At 42.3% G+C, this 20138-nt stretch carries 15 protein-coding genes; 2 read left to right on the top strand and 13 right to left on the bottom strand.

All coding sequences use genetic code 11. From position 1 onward, the window contains the following. Positions 1–70: 70 nt before the first annotated feature. From IUA53_RS15780 to IUA53_RS15820, 9 genes are all read right to left on the bottom strand, one after another. A complete protein-coding gene (locus IUA53_RS15780) occupies positions 71–2062 on the bottom strand; it encodes a methyl-accepting chemotaxis protein (protein ID WP_044448498.1) in 1992 nt (663 codons plus the stop codon). 483 nt (positions 2063–2545) lie between these two features. Then, positions 2546–3448, bottom strand: a complete 903-nt coding sequence (locus IUA53_RS15785; protein ID WP_044448500.1) for a fructose bisphosphate aldolase — start codon at positions 3446–3448, stop codon at positions 2546–2548. Between the two features lie 90 nt (positions 3449–3538). Then, positions 3539–4639, bottom strand: coding sequence for a porin (locus IUA53_RS15790; protein WP_231401170.1), 1101 nt, complete (start codon positions 4637–4639; stop codon positions 3539–3541). Positions 4640–4808: 169 nt separating this feature from the next. Next, on the bottom strand, positions 4809–6539 hold the full coding sequence (locus IUA53_RS15795) for an ABC transporter substrate-binding protein (protein WP_196897406.1): 1731 nt from the start codon (positions 6537–6539) through the stop codon (positions 4809–4811). A 192-nt stretch (positions 6540–6731) separates the two neighbouring features. Then, positions 6732–7004, bottom strand: a complete 273-nt coding sequence (locus IUA53_RS15800) for a DUF2160 domain-containing protein (protein WP_044448506.1) — start codon at positions 7002–7004, stop codon at positions 6732–6734. Between the two features lie 23 nt (positions 7005–7027). Next, complete coding sequence (locus tag IUA53_RS15805) at positions 7028–7834, bottom strand: carbohydrate ABC transporter permease (protein WP_044448508.1); 807 nt, start codon at positions 7832–7834, stop codon at positions 7028–7030. A gap of 9 nt (positions 7835–7843) precedes the next feature. Then, positions 7844–8710 carry a carbohydrate ABC transporter permease gene (locus tag IUA53_RS15810; RefSeq protein WP_044448510.1) on the bottom strand — a complete coding sequence of 289 codons (867 nt, stop codon included), beginning with the start codon at positions 8708–8710 and terminating at the stop codon, positions 7844–7846. Then, positions 8710–9828 carry an ABC transporter ATP-binding protein gene (locus tag IUA53_RS15815; protein WP_044448512.1) on the bottom strand — a complete coding sequence of 373 codons (1119 nt, stop codon included), beginning with the start codon at positions 9826–9828 and terminating at the stop codon, positions 8710–8712. Before IUA53_RS15815 ends, IUA53_RS15810 begins: the two co-directional genes overlap by 1 nt. 2 nt (positions 9829–9830) lie before the next feature. After that, complete coding sequence (locus IUA53_RS15820) at positions 9831–10919, bottom strand: ABC transporter ATP-binding protein (RefSeq protein WP_044448514.1); 1089 nt, start codon at positions 10917–10919, stop codon at positions 9831–9833. Between the two features lie 529 nt (positions 10920–11448). Here IUA53_RS15820 and IUA53_RS15825 point away from each other — a divergent pair. Further along, positions 11449–13359 carry a sigma-54-dependent Fis family transcriptional regulator gene (locus tag IUA53_RS15825; RefSeq protein ID WP_044448516.1) on the top strand — a complete coding sequence of 637 codons (1911 nt, stop codon included), beginning with the start codon at positions 11449–11451 and terminating at the stop codon, positions 13357–13359. Positions 13360–13765: 406 nt separating this feature from the next. Here IUA53_RS15825 and tpiA read toward each other — a convergent pair whose 3' ends face one another. The 4 genes from tpiA to glpD all read right to left on the bottom strand — a co-directional run bounded on the left by tpiA (position 13766) and on the right by glpD (position 18081). Further along, positions 13766–14500, bottom strand: a complete 735-nt coding sequence (gene tpiA / locus IUA53_RS15830; RefSeq protein WP_024016885.1) for a triose-phosphate isomerase — start codon at positions 14498–14500, stop codon at positions 13766–13768. Then, complete coding sequence (locus IUA53_RS15835) at positions 14487–15482, bottom strand: class 1 fructose-bisphosphatase (RefSeq protein WP_024016886.1); 996 nt, start codon at positions 15480–15482, stop codon at positions 14487–14489. Before IUA53_RS15835 ends, tpiA begins: the two co-directional genes overlap by 14 nt. Before the next feature lie 67 nt (positions 15483–15549). Next, positions 15550–16542, bottom strand: a complete 993-nt coding sequence (locus IUA53_RS15840; protein WP_024016887.1) for a class 1 fructose-bisphosphatase — start codon at positions 16540–16542, stop codon at positions 15550–15552. 12 nt (positions 16543–16554) lie between these two features. Next, positions 16555–18081 carry a glycerol-3-phosphate dehydrogenase gene (gene glpD, locus IUA53_RS15845; protein WP_024016888.1) on the bottom strand — a complete coding sequence of 509 codons (1527 nt, stop codon included), beginning with the start codon at positions 18079–18081 and terminating at the stop codon, positions 16555–16557. A 516-nt stretch (positions 18082–18597) separates the two neighbouring features. Between glpD and glpK the strand changes: the two genes are divergently transcribed. Further along, entirely contained in the window at positions 18598–20079 is a 1482-nt protein-coding gene (gene glpK, locus IUA53_RS15850) for a glycerol kinase GlpK (RefSeq protein WP_044448521.1), read from the top strand. Positions 20080–20138: the final 59 nt, after the last annotated feature.

Below are 20138 nucleotides of genomic sequence, written 5' to 3' on the forward strand. Positions count from 1 at the left end.
AATTCACCCATTCAAAAAAGGACTCAACATTCCATAAAATATGAGTTCTAATAAATTCATGAACACTCAACTACACGGTAAATCTACTCACTAGGTCCGAGAGGCTTTTGCTTGAGTCGTTGAGCGAGTCTCTGGTATCGCCTGTTTCCTGCCGATTGACTACAAGTAGATCGACTAACTCTTTTATCGAGTTCATGTTCGAATCAACTTCATTAGCCACATGGCTCTGCTCTTTAGAGGCAATCGCAATTTCACTGACTAGCTCTCTAATACGCGCGACAGACGTAACCACAAGGTCAACCTTGTTTTCTGCGATAGCAGTTTTATCCATCGTCTCTTCGCAGCTCGATTTAGTCCTTTCCATTGCATCAGCGACGTTATCAACTCCACTTTGAAGCGTTTCTAACATCCGGTTGATCTCGAGAGTGCTAGTATGGGTCCGACTAGCAAGTGTTCTAACTTCGTCAGCTACAACAGCAAATCCACGGCCTTGTTCACCTGCTCTTGCAGCTTCAATAGCGGCATTTAGCGCCAATAGATTTGTTTGCTCTGCAATTTCTCCGATCACCCCGAGAACTTGAGTAATCTCCGCAGCACTGGATTTCAAATCAAGAACCGTATCCATGGACACTTGAACATTTTCACTGAGAATATGAGCAATCTCCTTAGTGGATTGCAGGTCTCCTTTAGTACTTTGCGCATTGCTGTTTACCTGTTCAACAAACTCATTACTCTGAGCTGCTATTGACGCAACTGAGTCAGCCGAAACCGCCATTTCATTAACAGCAGTTACAACAACCATCGTTTCGCTGGCTTGTTTATCTAACAAACTGGAATTCTTTGAGATTTGTCTATTCAACCCATCAATACTTCGACTGGTTGTTTGATTGCCACTGACGATATCCGTTATAAGCTCTTGGAGCATTTGAATAAATGCATTAATTGACTCGCTGATCTTGTCTAATTCGTCATTATTTTTTATGCGAAGCCTCATTGTTAAGTCCGCATTACCCGATGACAACTTCTCGATACTTCGGACTAAATGACGAACCCTCCTAAACAAAGTTCCAATAGCGAATATCACCAATACAATAAGTGCCGAGAACATTGGTATCTGTAACATCAGAAAGGTATCTATTACACTTGACGTTCCTACATTGAGACTTTGGGAGGGAAGATCGATAGCGAGATACCACGGGGTATTTGCGACAGGCATAACAATAATTGTTCGAGCCTGCCCTTCCCTATCATAAACGGTCTCGTAGTAATCGACAGAGTCACTGATTTCTGGTAACGCGTCTGATAGTGCCGATACAAATGGCGTTTGACTTATCGTCTGCAGATTTTTGAGTACAAAGTCATTGTCCTGGCTGTGTAAGTTACTAACCAACTTTCCAGAGCCTTCAATAATAAGAACCTCTGCTTCAAGCTCGATCTCAAGGGCTTTCGTAAGTTCATTGAAAAATCCAAGAGTTAAATCGATGGTCGATACACCATAGAACTCACCTTGTTTATAGATAGGCATCGCACAATTTGTTCGCGCCTCATAGCCAGCATCAGCGTATGCAGGCCACCACTCACAACGCCCAGGAGACTGCTGCCTCGCAGTTTCAAACCATCCCTGATCATAGTAGTTCTCTGTCGCTGCTTGACTGTTCCAAAACGTACTCTCTACCAGTACATTACTGGAATCTCTAACATAAAAGCTGCTAAACCTGTCTTTTGATTCATCACGTCTAAAAGGAAGCGGCCACACACCACCACCGAAAACCGCGGAGTTACCGTATTGGTCAAGTAGCAAAGGCAGTATCTTGTCAATCTCATCACTTTCAGATTTCGAGACAACCTGAGTAATAGAACGAGACATGGCCTCAATTTTAGCAAGCTCGACCGTTATTCGATTAGACAATATTTCTATCTCCTTTCGAACAACCGTTTTTTCAATATCAGATAACTTCGGCGCGACAAAATAAAAAATCGCACCAACGACAATTGCAAGGCTCAAAAGTAACAATGACGACATACTTGCAATATATTTTTTTTTCAAAGACGCTGGTTTCATAACAACCTCCAACTCGCTTAACGGAACACATTTCGACCAAAATCAAAAACAGCCCTAGCTGATATCATTTGATATTAGTTTGACTCGGTTAGCGTGCTGTCGAGAACGACTCGCTGATCGAATCAAAAATATTTGAGATTCGTTGTTTATAAGTCTGTAACGTTGATAGCTGCACGAAAAAAGGGTCGGACACTGTTTAGGTATCAGTTGTCCGACACAATTACTCTTCTTATTATTTTTTGTTGTTATTGATAATCCGCTCAAATGAGCGCGTAGAAGCACAAGAGGCTTATTGAAAATAGTGTTGCACTGGCTAATGCAACTATAAGTCCGACTCAAGTAGAAAACGCCAAAACATACACATTCAAACAAGTTTGATAGCTTTCCCATTGCAAAAACCAGCAATATCGTGGCTAGACGCAGACACGGTATTTTTAGAATGATAGCGATGGAAGCTAAGTTTAATGTGTTCATCGTGATTACTCAGGCGGAGGCATCGAAAATTGAACTAACGTTATAAGCCAGCTGTCGGGTATAGTCTTCGGCAGACTGAAAGAAAAACAGCCCCTCAAGCAAAGCGCGAGAGAAACTCGCCGCTACTTTGTCGTTCTTGGCTAGCTTGTAACACGCTTCTGCTCTCTTGTACCCACCAGAGAGCGCGATAACTTTTAGTACATTTGGGTGAGAGGTGAAGTCAGAGTAGAAGTTTGGTTCTTCAGGAATTGTTATCTTGAGCATCACCACCTGTGAACTATCTAGTTCCTCAAGCTTTGATGAGATTTCCTGTTTTAGGATTTGTTCCGCTAGGGTCTTGTCTTCACAAAAAATAGACACTTCCGGCTCTATAATCGGAACTAGCCCTTTTGAAATAATAATTTTGGCGATCGCAAACTGTTGCTTAACGATTAATTTAATACCTTCTGGGTCTGGCTCATGTATCAGGGAGCGCATTTTGGTTCCGAATATGTTATGCGCGTTCGCCTTGTCTAACTTTGAATCCAAGTCATGAATATACTTCATCACTTGCACGCCATTCTTTGTATCCCTAAGGCCACAATCAATTTTAAGAAATGGAACAATTTTTTTGTTTTGCCATAGGTACTCTGATGTTGGTATACCATCTATCAGACGGTCCACAGTATCCTCGAACAATATGGCTCCAGTAACATAATCCTTGTTGAAAGCATCGTCTTTAATAAGTCTTGAACGCATATCGTGAACATAATCGAACATCCCATCTGCATCTTCATAAAGACCTAAAGAAACACCATAACGTTTTAGCGCGCTAGGTGTACTTCCACCACTTTGATCTAACGCTGCAATAAAACCATGATCTCTAGTAATTCGCTTGATCATTTCTAGTTTAACTTTAACCTGATCACCCATCTTTTTGCGCTGTCCACTATTAAGTAATTATTGAGTTGAAAGACGATATAACTAAATGGGGGCTCCTATTAGGAGCCCCAGCGTCATAAATCAAAAATCGTATTGAAACCCGACTACAATGGCAGAGTAATCGTCCTGTACGGTAGACGAGTAGTCTTGTAGTTCACCTATCAATCTAAATTGAGGAGACATCTGATAATTCACGAACAGCATCGAAAGCTCATTATCAACCTCACCTACAGCTGCAAGACCGCTTTCGGCATCGGCTTCACGGGCATCTTGACTACCCTCACCATAACTTGCACCTACGGTGTACTTACCAAACGTATAGTAGGTTTCGACGTACCACTGAGTTGCATCAACATCAGCATCTTCAATCGTTCCGCCATAGAGACCATCAGCTCCGATTCCAGTTGTATCTGTATAATTCAACGTAAGCCCGAAGCCAGCTAATTCGATATTTGCACCTATATCGTAACCCTGCATGTCGTAATCGAACGCATTCTCGCCAGTGACACTTACAGCTTGTTGGAACAATCCAGACCACACAGATAAAGCACCACTTTCAATAGGCATTGAATAGTTGACCTGAGCCTCAAGTCGCGGGCTATCAGTCTCGACAGAAGCATCCTGGGGCTCCTCTGGGTTGATCATGGCAATCTTGAAACTTAATCCGTTGTAATCCTTGGATGTGAACTTCACTTGCGGGTTAAAGTTTGCATAAACGTAACCCGTACCAATTCGCCCACCAGTTGTATTTGCAGTGTCTGCGCCACCGCCCAACCAACCAACGCCACGTTGACTTGATAGATCACCAATCGCACTACTATTGAATACGCCAAAATCCTTACCGAATGTGAGCGTACCGAAATCACCGCTCACTTTGATGTTCGCTATACGGCTCTCAAACAGTCCATTGTTTTGTACTCCACTACCTTGCAAGTGCGTATCAATTTGGAAATGACCAGAAACTGTAATCCCACTTTCCATCTCAGGTGCTGAAACACTAAAATTTATGTTGGCTGGATTAAATCCAGATTGCACTCTAAAGCCCTTTTCAGCGTCATCGTTGTCGGTATAAACAACGAACACTGGAACCGAACCATAGATATCAGTGCTCCAACCGCCGTCTGATTCCAGAGATACACCGGCTAACGCCTGAGAGGAGGCAAAAACGCCTGCCGACGTCAATACGAACAACGCTTTTGAAGTTGAGTTTTTTGAGAAATTAATCATTTTTGTTACCTTTATTCTTGCGAGCGAGAGCGCAGCAGATGGAAGCACCATCTGCTGTCTCGCTAAATTTCTACCCTCTGAGAGAAACAGAGGGATTATTTTAAATGTTGGCTACGATTGAAAACTAATCAGCTTTCCAGCTCTCTAGAAGTTCCTCATAGGCAATAGTTCTGCCTTGTGGCTTCTCATTTTCCAAACGTGCTTTAGGTGCACCAGGCTGGTTTAACCAGTATTCTGGATCACGCTCTTCATTGAGTTTAGGACCGCACTCGCCTTGAACATTAGCTCTTTCAAGCCTTTGCATAACTCGGTCCTGTGCCCGAGCAAGGTTGTCTAGTGCTTCTTGTGGAGTTTTCTCGCCACTTGCTGCTTCAGCAACATTCTGCCACCACAGCTGTGCAAGTTTCGGATAGTCTGGAACATTGGTTCCGGTAGGTGTCCACTGCGATCGTGCTGGGCTTCTATAGAATTCTACAAGCCCGCCAAGCTTAGGTGCAGCTTCTGTCATTTGATCAGAGTTGAGGTCAGACTCACGAATAGGTGTTAAGCCATTCAACGTCTTCATTAGTGAAACCGTTTTTGAAACAGTAAACTGAGCGTATAGCCAAGCAGCAAGACGACGCTTTTCAGGTGTGGAACTCATAAACGTCCACGCACCAGCATCTTGATACCCCAACTTCATACCCTCTTCCCAGTATGGCCCCTTGGGAGACGGAGCCATTCTCCATTTTGGTGTACCATCGTCATTAACGACAGGTAAACTAGGAGTAGTCATAGCCGCGGTGAAAGCGGTATACCAAAAAATCTGTTGCGCAACATTACCTTGAGAAGGAACTGGCCCAGCCTCGGAAAAAGTCATTCCTTGCGCTTGTGGTGGCGCATAGTCCTTCAGCCAGTCAACGTATTTAGTTGTCGCATACACAGCCGCCGGACCATTGGTTGCTCCGCCTCGAGAAACACTCGCGCCAACAGGTCTACAACCCTCGACTCGAATTCCCCACTCATCTACCGGAATCCCGTTCGGTAACCCTGCATCACCCGCACCAGCCATTGAGAACCATGCATCAGTAAACCTCCAACCTAGTGAAGGATCCTTCTTACCGTAGTCCATATGACCGTATACACGCTCACCATCTAGACTCTTAACAGTATTGGTAAAAAAGTCCGCAATATCTTCATAAGCCGACCAATTAAGTGGTACGCCAAGCTCATACCCATAAATTTCTTTAAATTGCTTTTTAAGGTCTTCGCGCTCAAACCAATCAGCCCTAAACCAGTACAAATTAGCGAACTGCTGTGTAGGTAGTTGGTACAACTTACCGTCTGGTCCTGTTGTAAAGTCGAGACCAATAAAGTCCTGCAGATCTAGAGTCGGCAGTGTCAGGTTTTTGGCTTCGTTTTCAATCATATCTGACACAGGAACCACTTTCCCATATCTGAAATGAGTCCCAATAAGATCGGAATCATTAATGTACGCGTCATAAATGTTACGGCCAGATTGCATTTGAGTTTGCAGTTTTTCAACAACATCACCTTCTTGGATTAAATCGTGGACGACAGTAATACCGGTGAGTTCACTAAACGCGCGTGCTAAAACCTGAGATTCATACTCGTGAGTAGCAATCGTTTCAGACGCTACATTTATTGTCATTCCCTGAAAAGGTTTAGCGGCATTAACGAACCACATTAACTCTTCCATTTGCTCTTGCTTAGTGAGTGTCGACTCCGTGAATTCTGTTGAAATCAGTCGTTCCGCAATATCTGTAGATGGATCAGCAATGGCTGCCAGTGATGTTGCTCCGAGTGTGAGCGCTGAGCTTACAAATACAGCCAGTTTGAGTCTTTTTAGTATCATGTTTAATGACCTCATTATTTTGAGATTGTTATATTTTGCTGATAAACTCCGTCCAGTAGCATACTGTGTGAATTTTACAGCAGTTGGTGTCGAGTCACATCGACACGTCGCTTCCTGCGCTTACGCAGGTTTTTAGGTGCACTGGCTGCTCTTTTCCCAATTTAGATTGGCCAGTGCTCCTAAATTCACTTTTTATCCCCACCTCAATACGGACACTAACCACACCACAGACAACGCGAGCGCAATGTATAGTGATAGTTGTGTAAATGCGATAAACGCTAGGTGTATGTAACCGCTAGCCAAAAGCCCTATGAACAAACGGTCACCGCGCGTTGTCTCTATGGGTAGAAAGCCTTTTCTTTCCTTACACGGCCTCTTTACTTCAAAAATAGTCATCCCGATAAGTATCATCGCAATGACGCAAAAGAAAGCTACAGTTAATGGTGTCCACGCCATCCAATTCATAATTTATTCTCCAACCTGACGACCTAAACTCTACCCAGTGCGAAACCCTTCGCAACATGGTTTCTTACGAACCAAACGACTACGACGCCTGGGATTATTGTTAGTACACCAGCGGCAGCTAAAAGCCCCCAGTCAATACCAGCAGCACCAACCGTCCGAGTCATAATGGCTGCAATTGGTTTCGCCTCAACAGAAGTTAGCGTTCTAGCGAGCAATAGCTCAACCCACGAGAACATAAAACAAAAGAATGCAGTAACACCGATACCCGACCGAATCATTGGTAGGAAAATTTTCACAAAGAACTTCGGAAAGCTGTAACCATCAATATATGCAATCTCATCAACCTCTTTTGGTACCCCAGACATAAACCCTTCTAGGATCCAAACGGCTAAAGGTACAGAAAATAAACAATGTGCCAGTGCAACGGCTATGTGTGTATCAAACAGACCCACTGAGCTATATAGCTGGAAAAAAGGTAACAAGAATACTGCCGGAGGCGCCATTCTGTTACTGAGTAGCCAAAAGAACAGATGCTTGTCACCTATAAATTTATAACGACTAAATGCATATGCAGCAGGTAGTGCCAGAGCAAGCGTTATAGCCAAGTTAATACATACATACACAATTGAATTTACATAACCCATGTACCACGACGGGTCACTAAAGATTTGAATGTAATTGTCAAACGTAAAGTTGTGCGGCCATAACGTTAGCCCCCCCAATATTTCTTCATTTGTCTTGAATGACATATTGATTAACCAGTATATCGGTAAGAAAAGAAACACACCGAAAGCTGATATACCAAACTTCTTATATTTGTTGTCTTCCATCGGCCTTCCCTATTTAACTTTGTCTTGATGTGTAATGATTGTGAAAAACAAATAGCAGACTAAAAGCACAATCAGATAGTAGATGAGTGAGAACGCAGCAGCTGGTCCCAGGTCAAACTGCCCGATCGCCATCTTTGTTAGCTCCTGACTTAAGAACGTTGTTGAGTTTCCTGGACCACCGCCCGTTAGAACAAACGGCTCTGTGTAAATCATGAAACTATCCATGAATCGTAAAAGTACGCCGATGATCAAAACGCTTCTTAATCTTGGTAGCTGTACGTATCGGAATATTGCCCAACGAGAGGCTCTATCAATTCTCGCTGCTTGATAGAAGGCTTCCGGAATGGCTCTGAGTCCAGAGTAGCAAAGGAGCGCTATCAAAGAAGTCCAATGCCATACATCCATCAAGACCACAGTGAACCACGCAGCGAAAGGACTAGACGCGTAATTGTAGTCGATACCGATAGCATTGACTGACCAGCCGAACAAACCTATGTCCTCTCTGCTAAATACTTGCCAAATAGTTCCCACAACGTTCCAAGGGATAAGTAGCGGGATTGCTACGATAATTAACCAAACAGCAGCCATACGCCCTTTGGATGGCATCATCAAAGCAACACCGATCCCAAGTGGGATTTGTATTGCCAAAACAGCAAAAGAGAATCCAAATTGACGCAACAAAGAATCTAACAATCTTGGACTGCTCAACATTTCTCGATACCACTCAGCACCTACAAAATAAGCGTTGTTCTGATCAAAGATATCCTGCACAGAGTAGTTAACAACCGTCATTATCGGTATGATCGCTGAAAAAGCGACCAGCACAAAGACCGGTAAAACAAGCAACCACGCTTTATTATTTTGAACTTTATTCATTACTGTGAGCCCTCCAATGCCTCAAAGTTTGGATCCACAAGATACTCATCTAAATACACTTTCAACCATTGCTCTGGGAAACTAATGTAAACTTTTTGAGCTGGCACGGGAGCGTCTTCCTCGATTCGCGCCTTGAATTCAACACCATCAAGTTCGATGGTTAAAATTTTGTACGTGCCTAGGTCCTCAACTACCTTGAGGTTGCACTCGAACGCGCCGTCAGTAGGTTCTTCCCAAACATGTACAAATTCGGGGCGAATGCCGATTTTGATATTAGTGGACGTGGACTCGTTAAGGATTGCATTTATAGAATCGTCCAAGGGAACTCGCGTAGAGTTAAAAACAACACCGCCTTCCCATCGCTCTACCTCGACCAAGTTCATACCCGGGCTACCAATAAAATACCCGACAAATGCATGATTTGGACGCTCAAACAACTCTCGCGGTGTACCGAACTGGACGATCTGACCACCATACATAACCGCTATTTTATCTGCAAAAGTAGACGCCTCTAGTTGGTCATGCGTCACGTACACCATGGTAATATTGAATTGCTCATGGATTTGCTTTAGCTTTCTACGCAACTTCCACTTTAGATGCGGATCTATAACAGTTAGCGGCTCATCGAAAAGGATTGCTGATACATCACTTCTTACAAGCCCGCGCCCCATCGATACTTTCTGCTTCTCATCAGCCGTAAGATTCTTAGCTCTCTTGGACAATAAATCGTTTAACTCAAGCACCTCAGCAATTTCGTTAACCCTTGTGTTTACTCTAACTTCGGGTACCTTCATGTTTCTAAGTGGGAAAGCCAAATTGTCGAATACGGTCATCGAATCGTATATCACAGGAAATTGGAAGACCTGAGCAATGTTCCTATCTTCTGGCGGAATATTGTTAACCTCCACTCCGTCAAAAAGAACTTGCCCTTCTGAAGGAGAAAGGAGGCCTGAGATAATATTGAGCAGTGTACTTTTTCCACAACCTGACGGGCCTAGCAGTGCATAAGCGCCGCCGTCTTCCCAAATATGATCCATCTCCCTGATAGCATAGTGAGATGAGTTTGTTGGGTTCTTACTGTAGCTATGAGCAAGAGATTTAAGATGTATTTCAGCCACGTTTATACCTCCACTTCCGCGCTGGGAAACTTAACTGTTTTTCCATTTTTATCGAAGACAAAAAGCTTGTTTGGTGGCAGATAGACACTTATTTGACTATTGATATGCAAATCAACAACACCCTCTAGCTGCAACACTAGCGAAAAGCCGTCTTTGTATACGTGGATAAACGTTTCGGAGCCACTGATTTCAGCAAGCTCAACAATCATGGATAATTCAATATCCTTATCACTAACTGGTGACAAACTTAGATGATTGGGACGGATACCAAAGACATAGTCTTTTTTAGGTAATACCTTCATGGAATCATCAATAGGAAAGTGAACGCTACCGTCAAAACTAATTTCATTTTCTGTCAATGAACCAGGCACAAGATTCATGGGAGGCTCACTGAATAGTTTTGCAGACTCAATCCGCTCTGGAAACTTATAAACGCTCTGAGACTTTCCATTCTGTAATAGCTTACCCTCGTGGAGAAGCGTTGTTTCACCGCCAAGCGCCAGAGCTTCGTTAGCCTCTGTTGTTGCATAAACAGCTATACAATTTCGCTCTTTGAAAATCGTTCGTAACTCAGCTCTGAGTTCTTCACGAAGTTTGTAATCGAGGTTAACGAGTGGCTCATCAAACAGAATCAAACTCGCGTCTTTGACTAACGCACGAGCCATTGAAGTCCTTTGTTGCTGACCTCCAGATAGCTCTAACGGAAATCGATTAAGGAACTGTGAAATTTGAAGAATGTCAGCGGTCTCTTTTACCCTTCTTGTAATCTCACTCTCTTTGATTTTCGCTAACCTTAACGGCGACGCGATGTTCTCAAACACTGTTAGATTTGGGTAATTAATGAACTGTTGATAAACCATTGAAATGTTGCGTTGTTGAACAGGTACTCCCGTCACATCCACACCGTCCATCACTATTAAGCCGCTTGTGGGAGCCTCTATACCCGCCATGATTCTCATCAACGTAGTTTTCCCAGCTAGCGTTCTACCAAGCAGCACATTAAACGAGCCTTGGTTGAGCGTTACGCTTATATCATCTAGATACGTTTCAGCCCCTACGACGTGGCTAACGTTTTTTAATTCTAATGACATTATCCCCCCTATGGTGCGGTTCTAATTTAAATAAACTGTGAAGACTTTTGCAGATAGTAGGCCAAGTTTTTAACATTTCTATCATGAACACTTTTGGCAAATCATATAGCATTGATATTTATGAATTTATTTTATTTAGCACCAAACTGAGCGACACATCCAGTTTACAATCATTTTGTGTAAGTGTGTTCAAAAGTAAACGAAATGTTATTGTTCATTGTTCATTTTTTTGTTCAATATTGAACAACCTTAGTGTCATCAAATTGAACAACAATTATTAAGACTGTCAATTAACCATTTCAAGAAATAGAATAAGCTATTGATTTTAATATCAAAAAATACATCACCCGTTATATATGAACAAAAAGTAGCCTTTGTAACAGTTAACAGATATTATTGAGTGATGAGCGTATCAAGAATTCAGATACGAATTTGAGGCGATACATCAGTGTTGAATGTTAAGTTTGTTAACACCGATGTGATGAGAAGCAAGGTCTGAGTTGTAGTTAGATGTAAGAAGCACAATAGCATGCAAAGCGAAAAAATAATCAAAGAGTCATGGCGTCGGTGTGCAGAACACGGTCTTACGCAAAGCGAAGAGCCTATACTAGAGTCGCTTCCTTTAAGTGAGATAAAAGATCTGAGCCAGATATATAGAGAGTTAGTTGTAACAACGAATTCAGAAGTGCTTCCTTATTACCAAAACATCCTATCAAATGCAAACTGCCTAATAATACTAACCGATAATAACGGTTTCGCGCTAAATAGTTGGGGAGATAAAAGATTTTTGCCTAACAAGCACAAACCCTTCTTCGAAGCAGGCGTAGACTGGAATGAGAAGTTTATCGGTACAAATGCTATCGGAACCTCATTAGTCACTGGTAAGGCCATTCAGGTACAGCGAGACGAACACTATTTTAAGATAAATAGGTTTATGGTTGGTTCTGCAGCACCAATTTATGATGCAAACCGACAGCTCATTGGTATGCTCGATATCACAAGTGACTCCTACTTACCGCAAGCTCACACCCTCGGGCTTGTCAAATTGATGTCTCAAGGAATTGAAAATAGACTGCTGTTCAATCAGCACAACCAGAACCACTATATTTTCACCTTCAATACAAATGCTGAAAATGTCGATAGTCAGTGGTCTGGATTAATAATATTCGACGACATTGGGAGAGTAGTAGCAGCAAATAATCGCGCGGAAACACTACTCAAATTTGAGTTGTTGAAAGTACACATCGAAGATATATTGAACGTAACCATCAGAGATTTAAGAAATCAACCCGAGGGTATAATCTTCGAGGTTACCGCAGTCGGTAAATATAAAATGTATGGTCAGCTCAAGCGACCAGTCATTAAACTAAATCTTCGTAATAAATCAAAACGAGAAGAAATTAATTTTTCCGTACGCACCGAAAGTGATGTAAGCAATGACAGTCAAAGCGATAATAAAAACAACAGGGTAACCCTTGATACCTTTTCATTTGGCGATCCCTTCGTTGATAAGCAGATAAGCCAAGCAAAACGAATTGTCAACAAAGCCTTACCAATACTCGTACATGGAGAAACCGGAGTTGGAAAGGAAGTTTTTGTTCAGTGTTTACATAACTATAGTGTTAGGCAACAGTTCCCACTTGTTGCAGTGAATTGCGCTGCAATTCCAAACGATCTCGTTGAATCCGAGCTTTTCGGATACGAAAAAGGGGCATTCACCGGCGCCAACGTTAAGGGCTCGATTGGTCTGATAAGAAAGGCAAATGGTGGGACACTTTTTCTCGATGAAATTGGAGAAATGCCGCTAAATGTTCAAGGGCGGTTACTAAGAGTATTGCAAGAAAGAACTGTAACGCCGCTTGGCTCAACAGAATCCTATGAGGTAGACATAAAACTAGTTTCTGCGACGAATAGAGATTTGAAAAAGGAAATTGATAATGGCAATTTCCGGCAGGATCTTTTTTACAGAGTGAGCGGTCTTAATATCCATCTTCCTCCGCTTCGAGAACGGAGAGACAGAAGACAATTATTTCAACAAGTGAATGCGCTGCAACATGGGAGTGAATTGGTTTTTCCACTTTCAGATAAAATACTCAATCTCTTCAATAATCACCCGTGGCCGGGCAACGTCAGACAATTAATAAGCGTGCTTCAAATAGCTCAAGCAATGGCTGATAATGAGCCAATACAAGAATGGCACTTACCTGAGGACTTTTTGCAAGATGTGAATAAAAATGACGAACAAACGATACCTGTTGCCTCCATAAATGTAACATCTGAAAACCCAAGTGAAATAGCAGCTCGAAAAAAATCCAACGACAAAGACGAGCTAATTTCAGTTTACACAAGGTTCAATGGGAATAAGTCTAAAACTGCAGCAGCTCTCGGGATAAGTAGAAATACTCTGTATAAAAGACTCAGAGAAATAGGTCTCTCATAGAGTTGAAAGCATATTCAGATATCAAAATCCAATATTCTGATAAAGAACAAGCACAAAATCATCAACCGCAATAACGCACAACAGCTGCAAACTAGAAAAAACCTTACAACAAATTCCGGTATTTGTAGACATTCACCGGCCTCTGATCAAAGTTTGAAACCAGAAAACACCACTTTGAATTTATATTTCCCCAGGCAGAGAGGGCATAAAACTGTGTGTGCTCTAATTAACAAGCGAAGGTCATCATCAAACTCCATAGCTCTCAAGTAGCACGCTGTTTCTGCAAACGCAGTAAACTATGCTCTGACTACGAATAGTTTCTTAATTGAAGTCCACGCACTATTATGTAACAAAAAAGTCAGATTAATCTGGCACCTAAGCTTTCCATACGTTGTCATTCGTAAAATCAGCAAAATGATAAAATTTGTTCCATATTTTTCGGCACCAATGACGCCCCTCCGATAAGGAGGCCGTCAACGCTAGGTAGACCTAATATCTCTTTTGCATTGTCCGGTTTAACGCTTCCACCATAGAGTACTGTTATACGGAGTTGGCTAAAGTGTTGATAGAAATTACCTACAATCGTGTGTATCTCTTTTGCCATCTCCTCAATTTGCGCCAATGTTGCAGTTTTACCCGAACCAATTGCCCAAATTGGTTCATATGCTATTACAATATCCCGAACGTTCTCTCCAAACTCTAGGTAAGGCAGTCCCTGTTTCAACTGGCTCTTCACAAAACTAAAGTGCTGACCGTTGTTTCTAACTGATTCATCCTCACCAACACAAATAATTGGAGTGATCATCTCATTTAGTAGTAATCTTGCCTTTGCTCTGATGATAACATCACTGTCCCCAAACGTTTCTCGTACCTCTGAATGACCGATAATTGCGTATTCACAACCAAATTCTTTCAACATATTCACAGAAACATGAGAAGTATGAGATCCTGATTGATAAATGCTAACATTTTGAGTGCCAATATGAGCCTTATGCGGATTAAATTGGCTTAAGTAGGGATATGGCGGACACACCACCAGGGTCGCTTGGCCCTGCCAATCACATAGTATTTTATATTCTTCGCACAGCGAGGTAGAACCGTTTACTTTCCAATTTGCAACTATGAGTTTATTCTTGCGCATTACTTTTTCCTTGTTTTTCATTTTTGAAATAGCGCTCTACTTCATTTTTAGACCCTATTATGAGTGGAGCTCGCTGTTTTACAGAGTTTGGTACGATGTCTAGTACCCTCATTTGATCGGCATAAGCCAAACCATTGGCTTGCTCAGCAATGAACGCCATTGGCATCACCTTGTACAATAACTTCAATTTCCCGTTCCCTAAGTACTGCCTTCGTGTTCCTTCTTGAGGATACAGAAACACACCACCACGACACAAAATTCTATACACCTCTCCTACAAAAGAGCCTACATATCGGAGACTGTAGTCCTTTCTGCCAACACCATAACGCCCGTCAGTGAAATGCTTAACGTACTTTTTTACATTTTCAGGCCAGTATCTTTGTCTAGCAAGATTTACAGAAAACTCTCGCGAATCTTTTGGTATAGCGATGTTCTCTCTCCAAAGGACAAAGTCTCCGAACTCTCTAGAGAACGTATAGATGTGAGTACCTGTTCCCGTTGTCAAGACTAGCGATGTAGCTGGACCATATAGCACAAAGCCTGCGGCCCGTATTAGCTCTCCAGGCTTATTGAATTGTTGTTCGTTGAAAGAAGATAACCAGTCTGTGGATGACGTGATGGAAAAAATAGTACCGACGGGTCCATTAACTTCTACATTCGAGTATCCGTCAAGTGGGTCGAAACTAACGAGAAACTTACCCTCCTCATTTATCGATAGTATTTGCTCTTCTTCTTTGGAGGCTACAGCTTTCACGACACAAAGGTCGACGAGTAGATCTTTGAGAATGTTATTTGAGATTGTATTGAGGGGTTCTTTTTCATTAACTTGTTGAACACCAAATGAATCCAGCGGTATATAACTAAAATCACCAGACGATAGTATGTTAGAAATCTTTTTGCAGCCAGCTAAGACGGTTTTTATAACGCTTAGCAACTCTGTTGAGCACCCGTCTTCGGACAACTTCGCATCAAGCAATCTCATAATAAGTCCTCTTCCCTTCTGAACGAGAGTACAACAAGCTGGAAATAGAACGACGTTCGTAAGCCCATTAACATAAGCCTTGAATATATGATGAACAGATTTTTACCTCTTCACTGGAACCGACTATTACTGCGTCTCTTTGATGTATATTACCCGGCACAATATCGAGAATAGATTCAAAGCCGTTTGTTGCTTCCCCTCCCGCCTGCTCGATCAAAAATGCCATCGGAGCTGCTTCATATAAAATTCTCAACTTAGACTTCCAACCATGAGAGGACTTCAATCTCGGATAAGCAAAACATCCGCCTCTTACAAATATTCGATGTAAATCTCCGACCATTGATGCAAACCATCTCATTTTAAAGTCAACCTGCCTGGGACCATCGGCTCCTTGTAGCAAATCTGATACATATGCTTTAAATCCATCGTCCCATAATCTCTGGTTCATCATGTTCAACGCTACTTCATTAGAGCAGGGCGGAATTTGGATGCAGGGGTGACTTAATACAAAAGTGTTTTCTTGCTTGTTCAATGAGTACAAATCAGTACCTTTTCCTACAGAGATTGCTGCAACTGCAGAAGCCCCATAGAGTACATAACCCGCTGAGACAATCGCTCTACCACTCCTCAGGAAACTTGACTCATTCAGCACGCTACTTTTTTCCACAGACGTAATTGAGAAAATTGTACCTATCGAACCGTTTACGTCGATGTTAGAGGAACCATCAAGCGGGTCAAAACTCACTAAATAGGCAGCCCCATCAGTACACTCAACAACAGACTCCTCTTCTTCTGACGCGAGCGCCCTCACAACACCTGATTTTGAAATAGCATCTTTGAGAATTTGATTGCTCAGTACATCAAGCTTCTTTTGAGCTTCGCCTTGAATGTTCACCTCGCCGACATCTCCAATGATGTCTTCAGCGTGTGGACAACTAGCCAAACCAGCTATGCGTTGGCATCCTTTCATTATGCTGTAAACAAGGAGTGTTAACTCAGGACATGTTTCTAACTGCTCGAGCCGTTCAACTAATCCGACATTTTCTTTTTTTTCTTTCACGATTGGAGAACCCTAGGCTGTTTTCGTTTTTTCTGTAGCCTTATGAACAGATTCAAGGAATGACTCTAACGACGCTACTTGGGAATCACTTAGCACTAAACCAAGCTTTGTGCGCCTCCAAATGATGTCATCTATAGTCAGCGCCCATTCTTTTTCGATCAGATAATTCACTTCAACCTCAAACAGCCCGTGACCGAAATTTTGTCCTAAGTCGCTGGTGTCAGCTACTCCTTTCAAGAACAAAGTAGCTCTCGTGCCATATGTGCGAACATACCGTTCAAGTACAGATGTGTCGATGAATGGATATGAGAGAACAAATTGGTCGAGTAGCATCGCTTGGTCCTGAAAATTACCACCAGGAAGCGGTTCACTTGCGGTCTTACAGCGTGTAGCTTCAGGAAATTCTTCACATAGCTTGTCTACCGCTGCTTGTGCTAGTTTTCTATATGTTGTTATTTTCCCGCCAAAAATTGACAACAGTGGTGCTCTCGAATCGCTTGCATCATATTCAAAAGTGTAATCTCTGGTGACTGCATCTGGATTTTCTGCTTCATCGTCCAAGAGTGGTCGAACGCCCGAGTATGAATGTATAATATCCTTTGGAGTAATTTGAGAGGTAAAATGTTCATTGGTGACGTGAACTAGGTAATCTATCTCTTCTTTGGAAATCGACGCGTCACTGGGATCCCCTTTGTGCTCTACATCAGTTGTTCCAATGAGCGAAAAATTCTGCTCGTAGGGAATAACAAACACAATCCGACCATCTTCATTTTGTAAAATGTACGCCTCTGGCTCATCATGGATTTTAGGGACAACGATGTGGCTCCCTTTGACCATTCTAATTTGCTTGGGTGCATTGTCTTCTAAAGACTCATCAAAAAATTTCGATACCCAAGGACCTGCTGCATTGACAATTGCCTTCGCCGTAACTTCAGTTGTGGCGGAAGTAATCGAGTCTTTCAACGTAATTACCCAACGGTTTGAATCTCGTCTTGCACCGACACACTTTGTTCGTGTGAAAATGTCTGCGCCACGCTCTTTTGCTGCGAGAGCATTTAATACTACAAGTCGAGCATCGTCTACCCAGCCGTCAGAATACTCAAACCCCTTAATCAGATGAGACTGGAGAGTGTTGGTCCGTTTAAAGCTGATCGACTTCGAGCCTTTCAATGTTGCACGTTTGGCAAGGTTGTCGTATAAAAATAGTCCCATCCGGATTAACAGTGCAGGTCTTAGATGTGGCCGGTGTGGTAATCGGAAACGCATTGGCCACATGATGTGTGGTGCAACCTTGAGGAGTGTTTCTCTCTCAGCAAGCGCTTCTCTGACTAGTCGGAACTCGTAGTATTCTAGATACCTGAGTCCGCCATGGATCAGCTTCGAGCTATTGGACGATGTAGCTGACGCCAAATCGTTCATCTCGCACAATCCCGTTTTCAAGCCTCGCCCCTGTGCATCAAGTGCTATACCGACGCCATTGACTCCACCACCAACAACAAAAATGTCGTAGTCGCTACTTAAGTTTGCATTATTAGCCATATCAACACTCGTATAATTTTTGATCTAAAACGAATATATACGAACACAAACGAACAATAAAGAAAATTTTAACGTTTTCTTAATATAAGTGGTAATTAGAAAAAAGTAGATAAGACAAACGAGTTTCCCCTTATTCGTTTTGTTTCATATAGGAGGTTTCTCAGACTGCGACCATGTCTGTTCAGTGTGACCACCAGTGGGACTTCGCATTTATGGTGTAGTTAAATTGCTGCAATAGTTATTTATAACAGATAGTTAGGAATCACACTCTTTTCTGATGGAATGTATTTGCATAGCATCAAACCATGCAACCTTCAGATGCCAGTTCAACACAATCGAAGGATCGAGTATCAAAAACACGAAAGGTTATCGGATCACTCAGGGGCATCATAGTCGAATCATTGTTTGTTAAACAATCATAAAAAAGTCTTGAAATTTGCGGTAAAGAACAGTTACCGTGTATTAAAGAACACAATCGAACATAATCGAATAAATACGAAATTAAATGGTGTTTCCATGGCCGATATAATCTTAGCTATTGATCAAGGTACAACAAGTTCACGAGCCATACTCTTTAACAGTGATGGGCTATCTCTGGGCTCAGCACAGAAGGAGATTCCGCAACATTTTCCTGACAACGGATGGGTCGAACATGACCCTGAAGATATTTGGGGGTCGGTCCTTGAGACCACAACGTTAGCAATTGAAGAGTCAGGTACCGACGTTAGCAACGTTAAGGCCATAGGGATCACAAACCAAAGAGAGACAACAGTTGTCTGGGACCGACGAACCGGAATCCCCATTTACAGAGCAATTGTATGGCAAGACAGAAGAACGACCGAATATTGCGAAAACCTGAAAAATGATGGCTTAGAGGACTTTATAGTCGCAAAGACTGGACTACTTATTGATCCTTACTTCTCAGCAACTAAAATAAGATGGATTCTTGATAACGTCGATGGAGCGCGAGAGAAAGCAGAAGCCGGTCAATTAGCATTCGGCACTGTTGACACATTTTTGCTTTGGAAGTTAACAAATGGAGAGTCTCACAAAACCGACGCGACGAACGCCTCGCGTACAATGCTGTACAACATTCATGATTCGAAATGGGATTTGGAATTGCTCGAATTATTCGGGATCCCAGAGAGTATCCTCCCTGAAGTGATGAATTCCTCGGACTCCTTTGGGCACACATGCGAGAGTATCTTAGGCAGTGCTATCCCAATCGCAGGTATAGCTGGAGATCAACAAGCAGCATTGTTTGGTCAAACTTGTTTCCATAAGGGTATGGCGAAAAGTACATATGGTACGGGATGCTTTATGATGTTAAACACAGGAGACACAGCACTTAAGTCGTCAAACCGATTATTAACAACTATTGCTTATCAGCTTGATGGCAAACCTACTTATGCAATTGAAGGCAGTATTTTTGTTGCAGGAGCTACAATTCAATGGTTAAGGGATGGATTGAAACTCATTGAAAAAGCGGCGGATGCTGAGCCATTAGCCAAAGATACATCTCTCGAACATGGTGTTTATATGGTACCTGCGTTTACTGGCCTAGGAGCACCATATTGGGACCCTAACGCGAGAGGTGCAATTTTTGGGTTAACACGAGATACAGGAATCAAAGAAATCGTAACCGCAGGACTACAATCTGTATGTTATCAGTCTAAAGACCTTCAAAAAGCGATGGAAAAAGATGGTGTACGTCCTACTGTTCTTAGAGTCGACGGAGGAATGGTAGCTAATAATTGGGCAATGCAGTTTTTAGCTGATGTTTTAGGTGCATCAGTTGATAGACCACTAGTTACTGAAACTACAGCTCTGGGAGCCGCTTTCCTCGCTGGACTGCACGTAGGAGTTTTCAATTCACTGGAGTCGTTGTCAGAGAAATGGCAAGTCGAGAAACGATTTTCTTCGGAAATGTCTAAGGAGCATCGGGATTCCCTATATGATGGTTGGGTTAAGTCAATCAAAAGAGTGCAGGTTAGCTAGTAGCATATGTAGTATCGTTATTAACGCTGAGGTGTTCAAAAAGATCGGATTAAGTTAAT

The sequence above is a fragment of the Alteromonas sp. B31-7 genome, assembly GCF_015767655.1.
Taxonomy (GTDB): Bacteria; Pseudomonadota; Gammaproteobacteria; order Enterobacterales; family Alteromonadaceae; genus Alteromonas; species Alteromonas australica.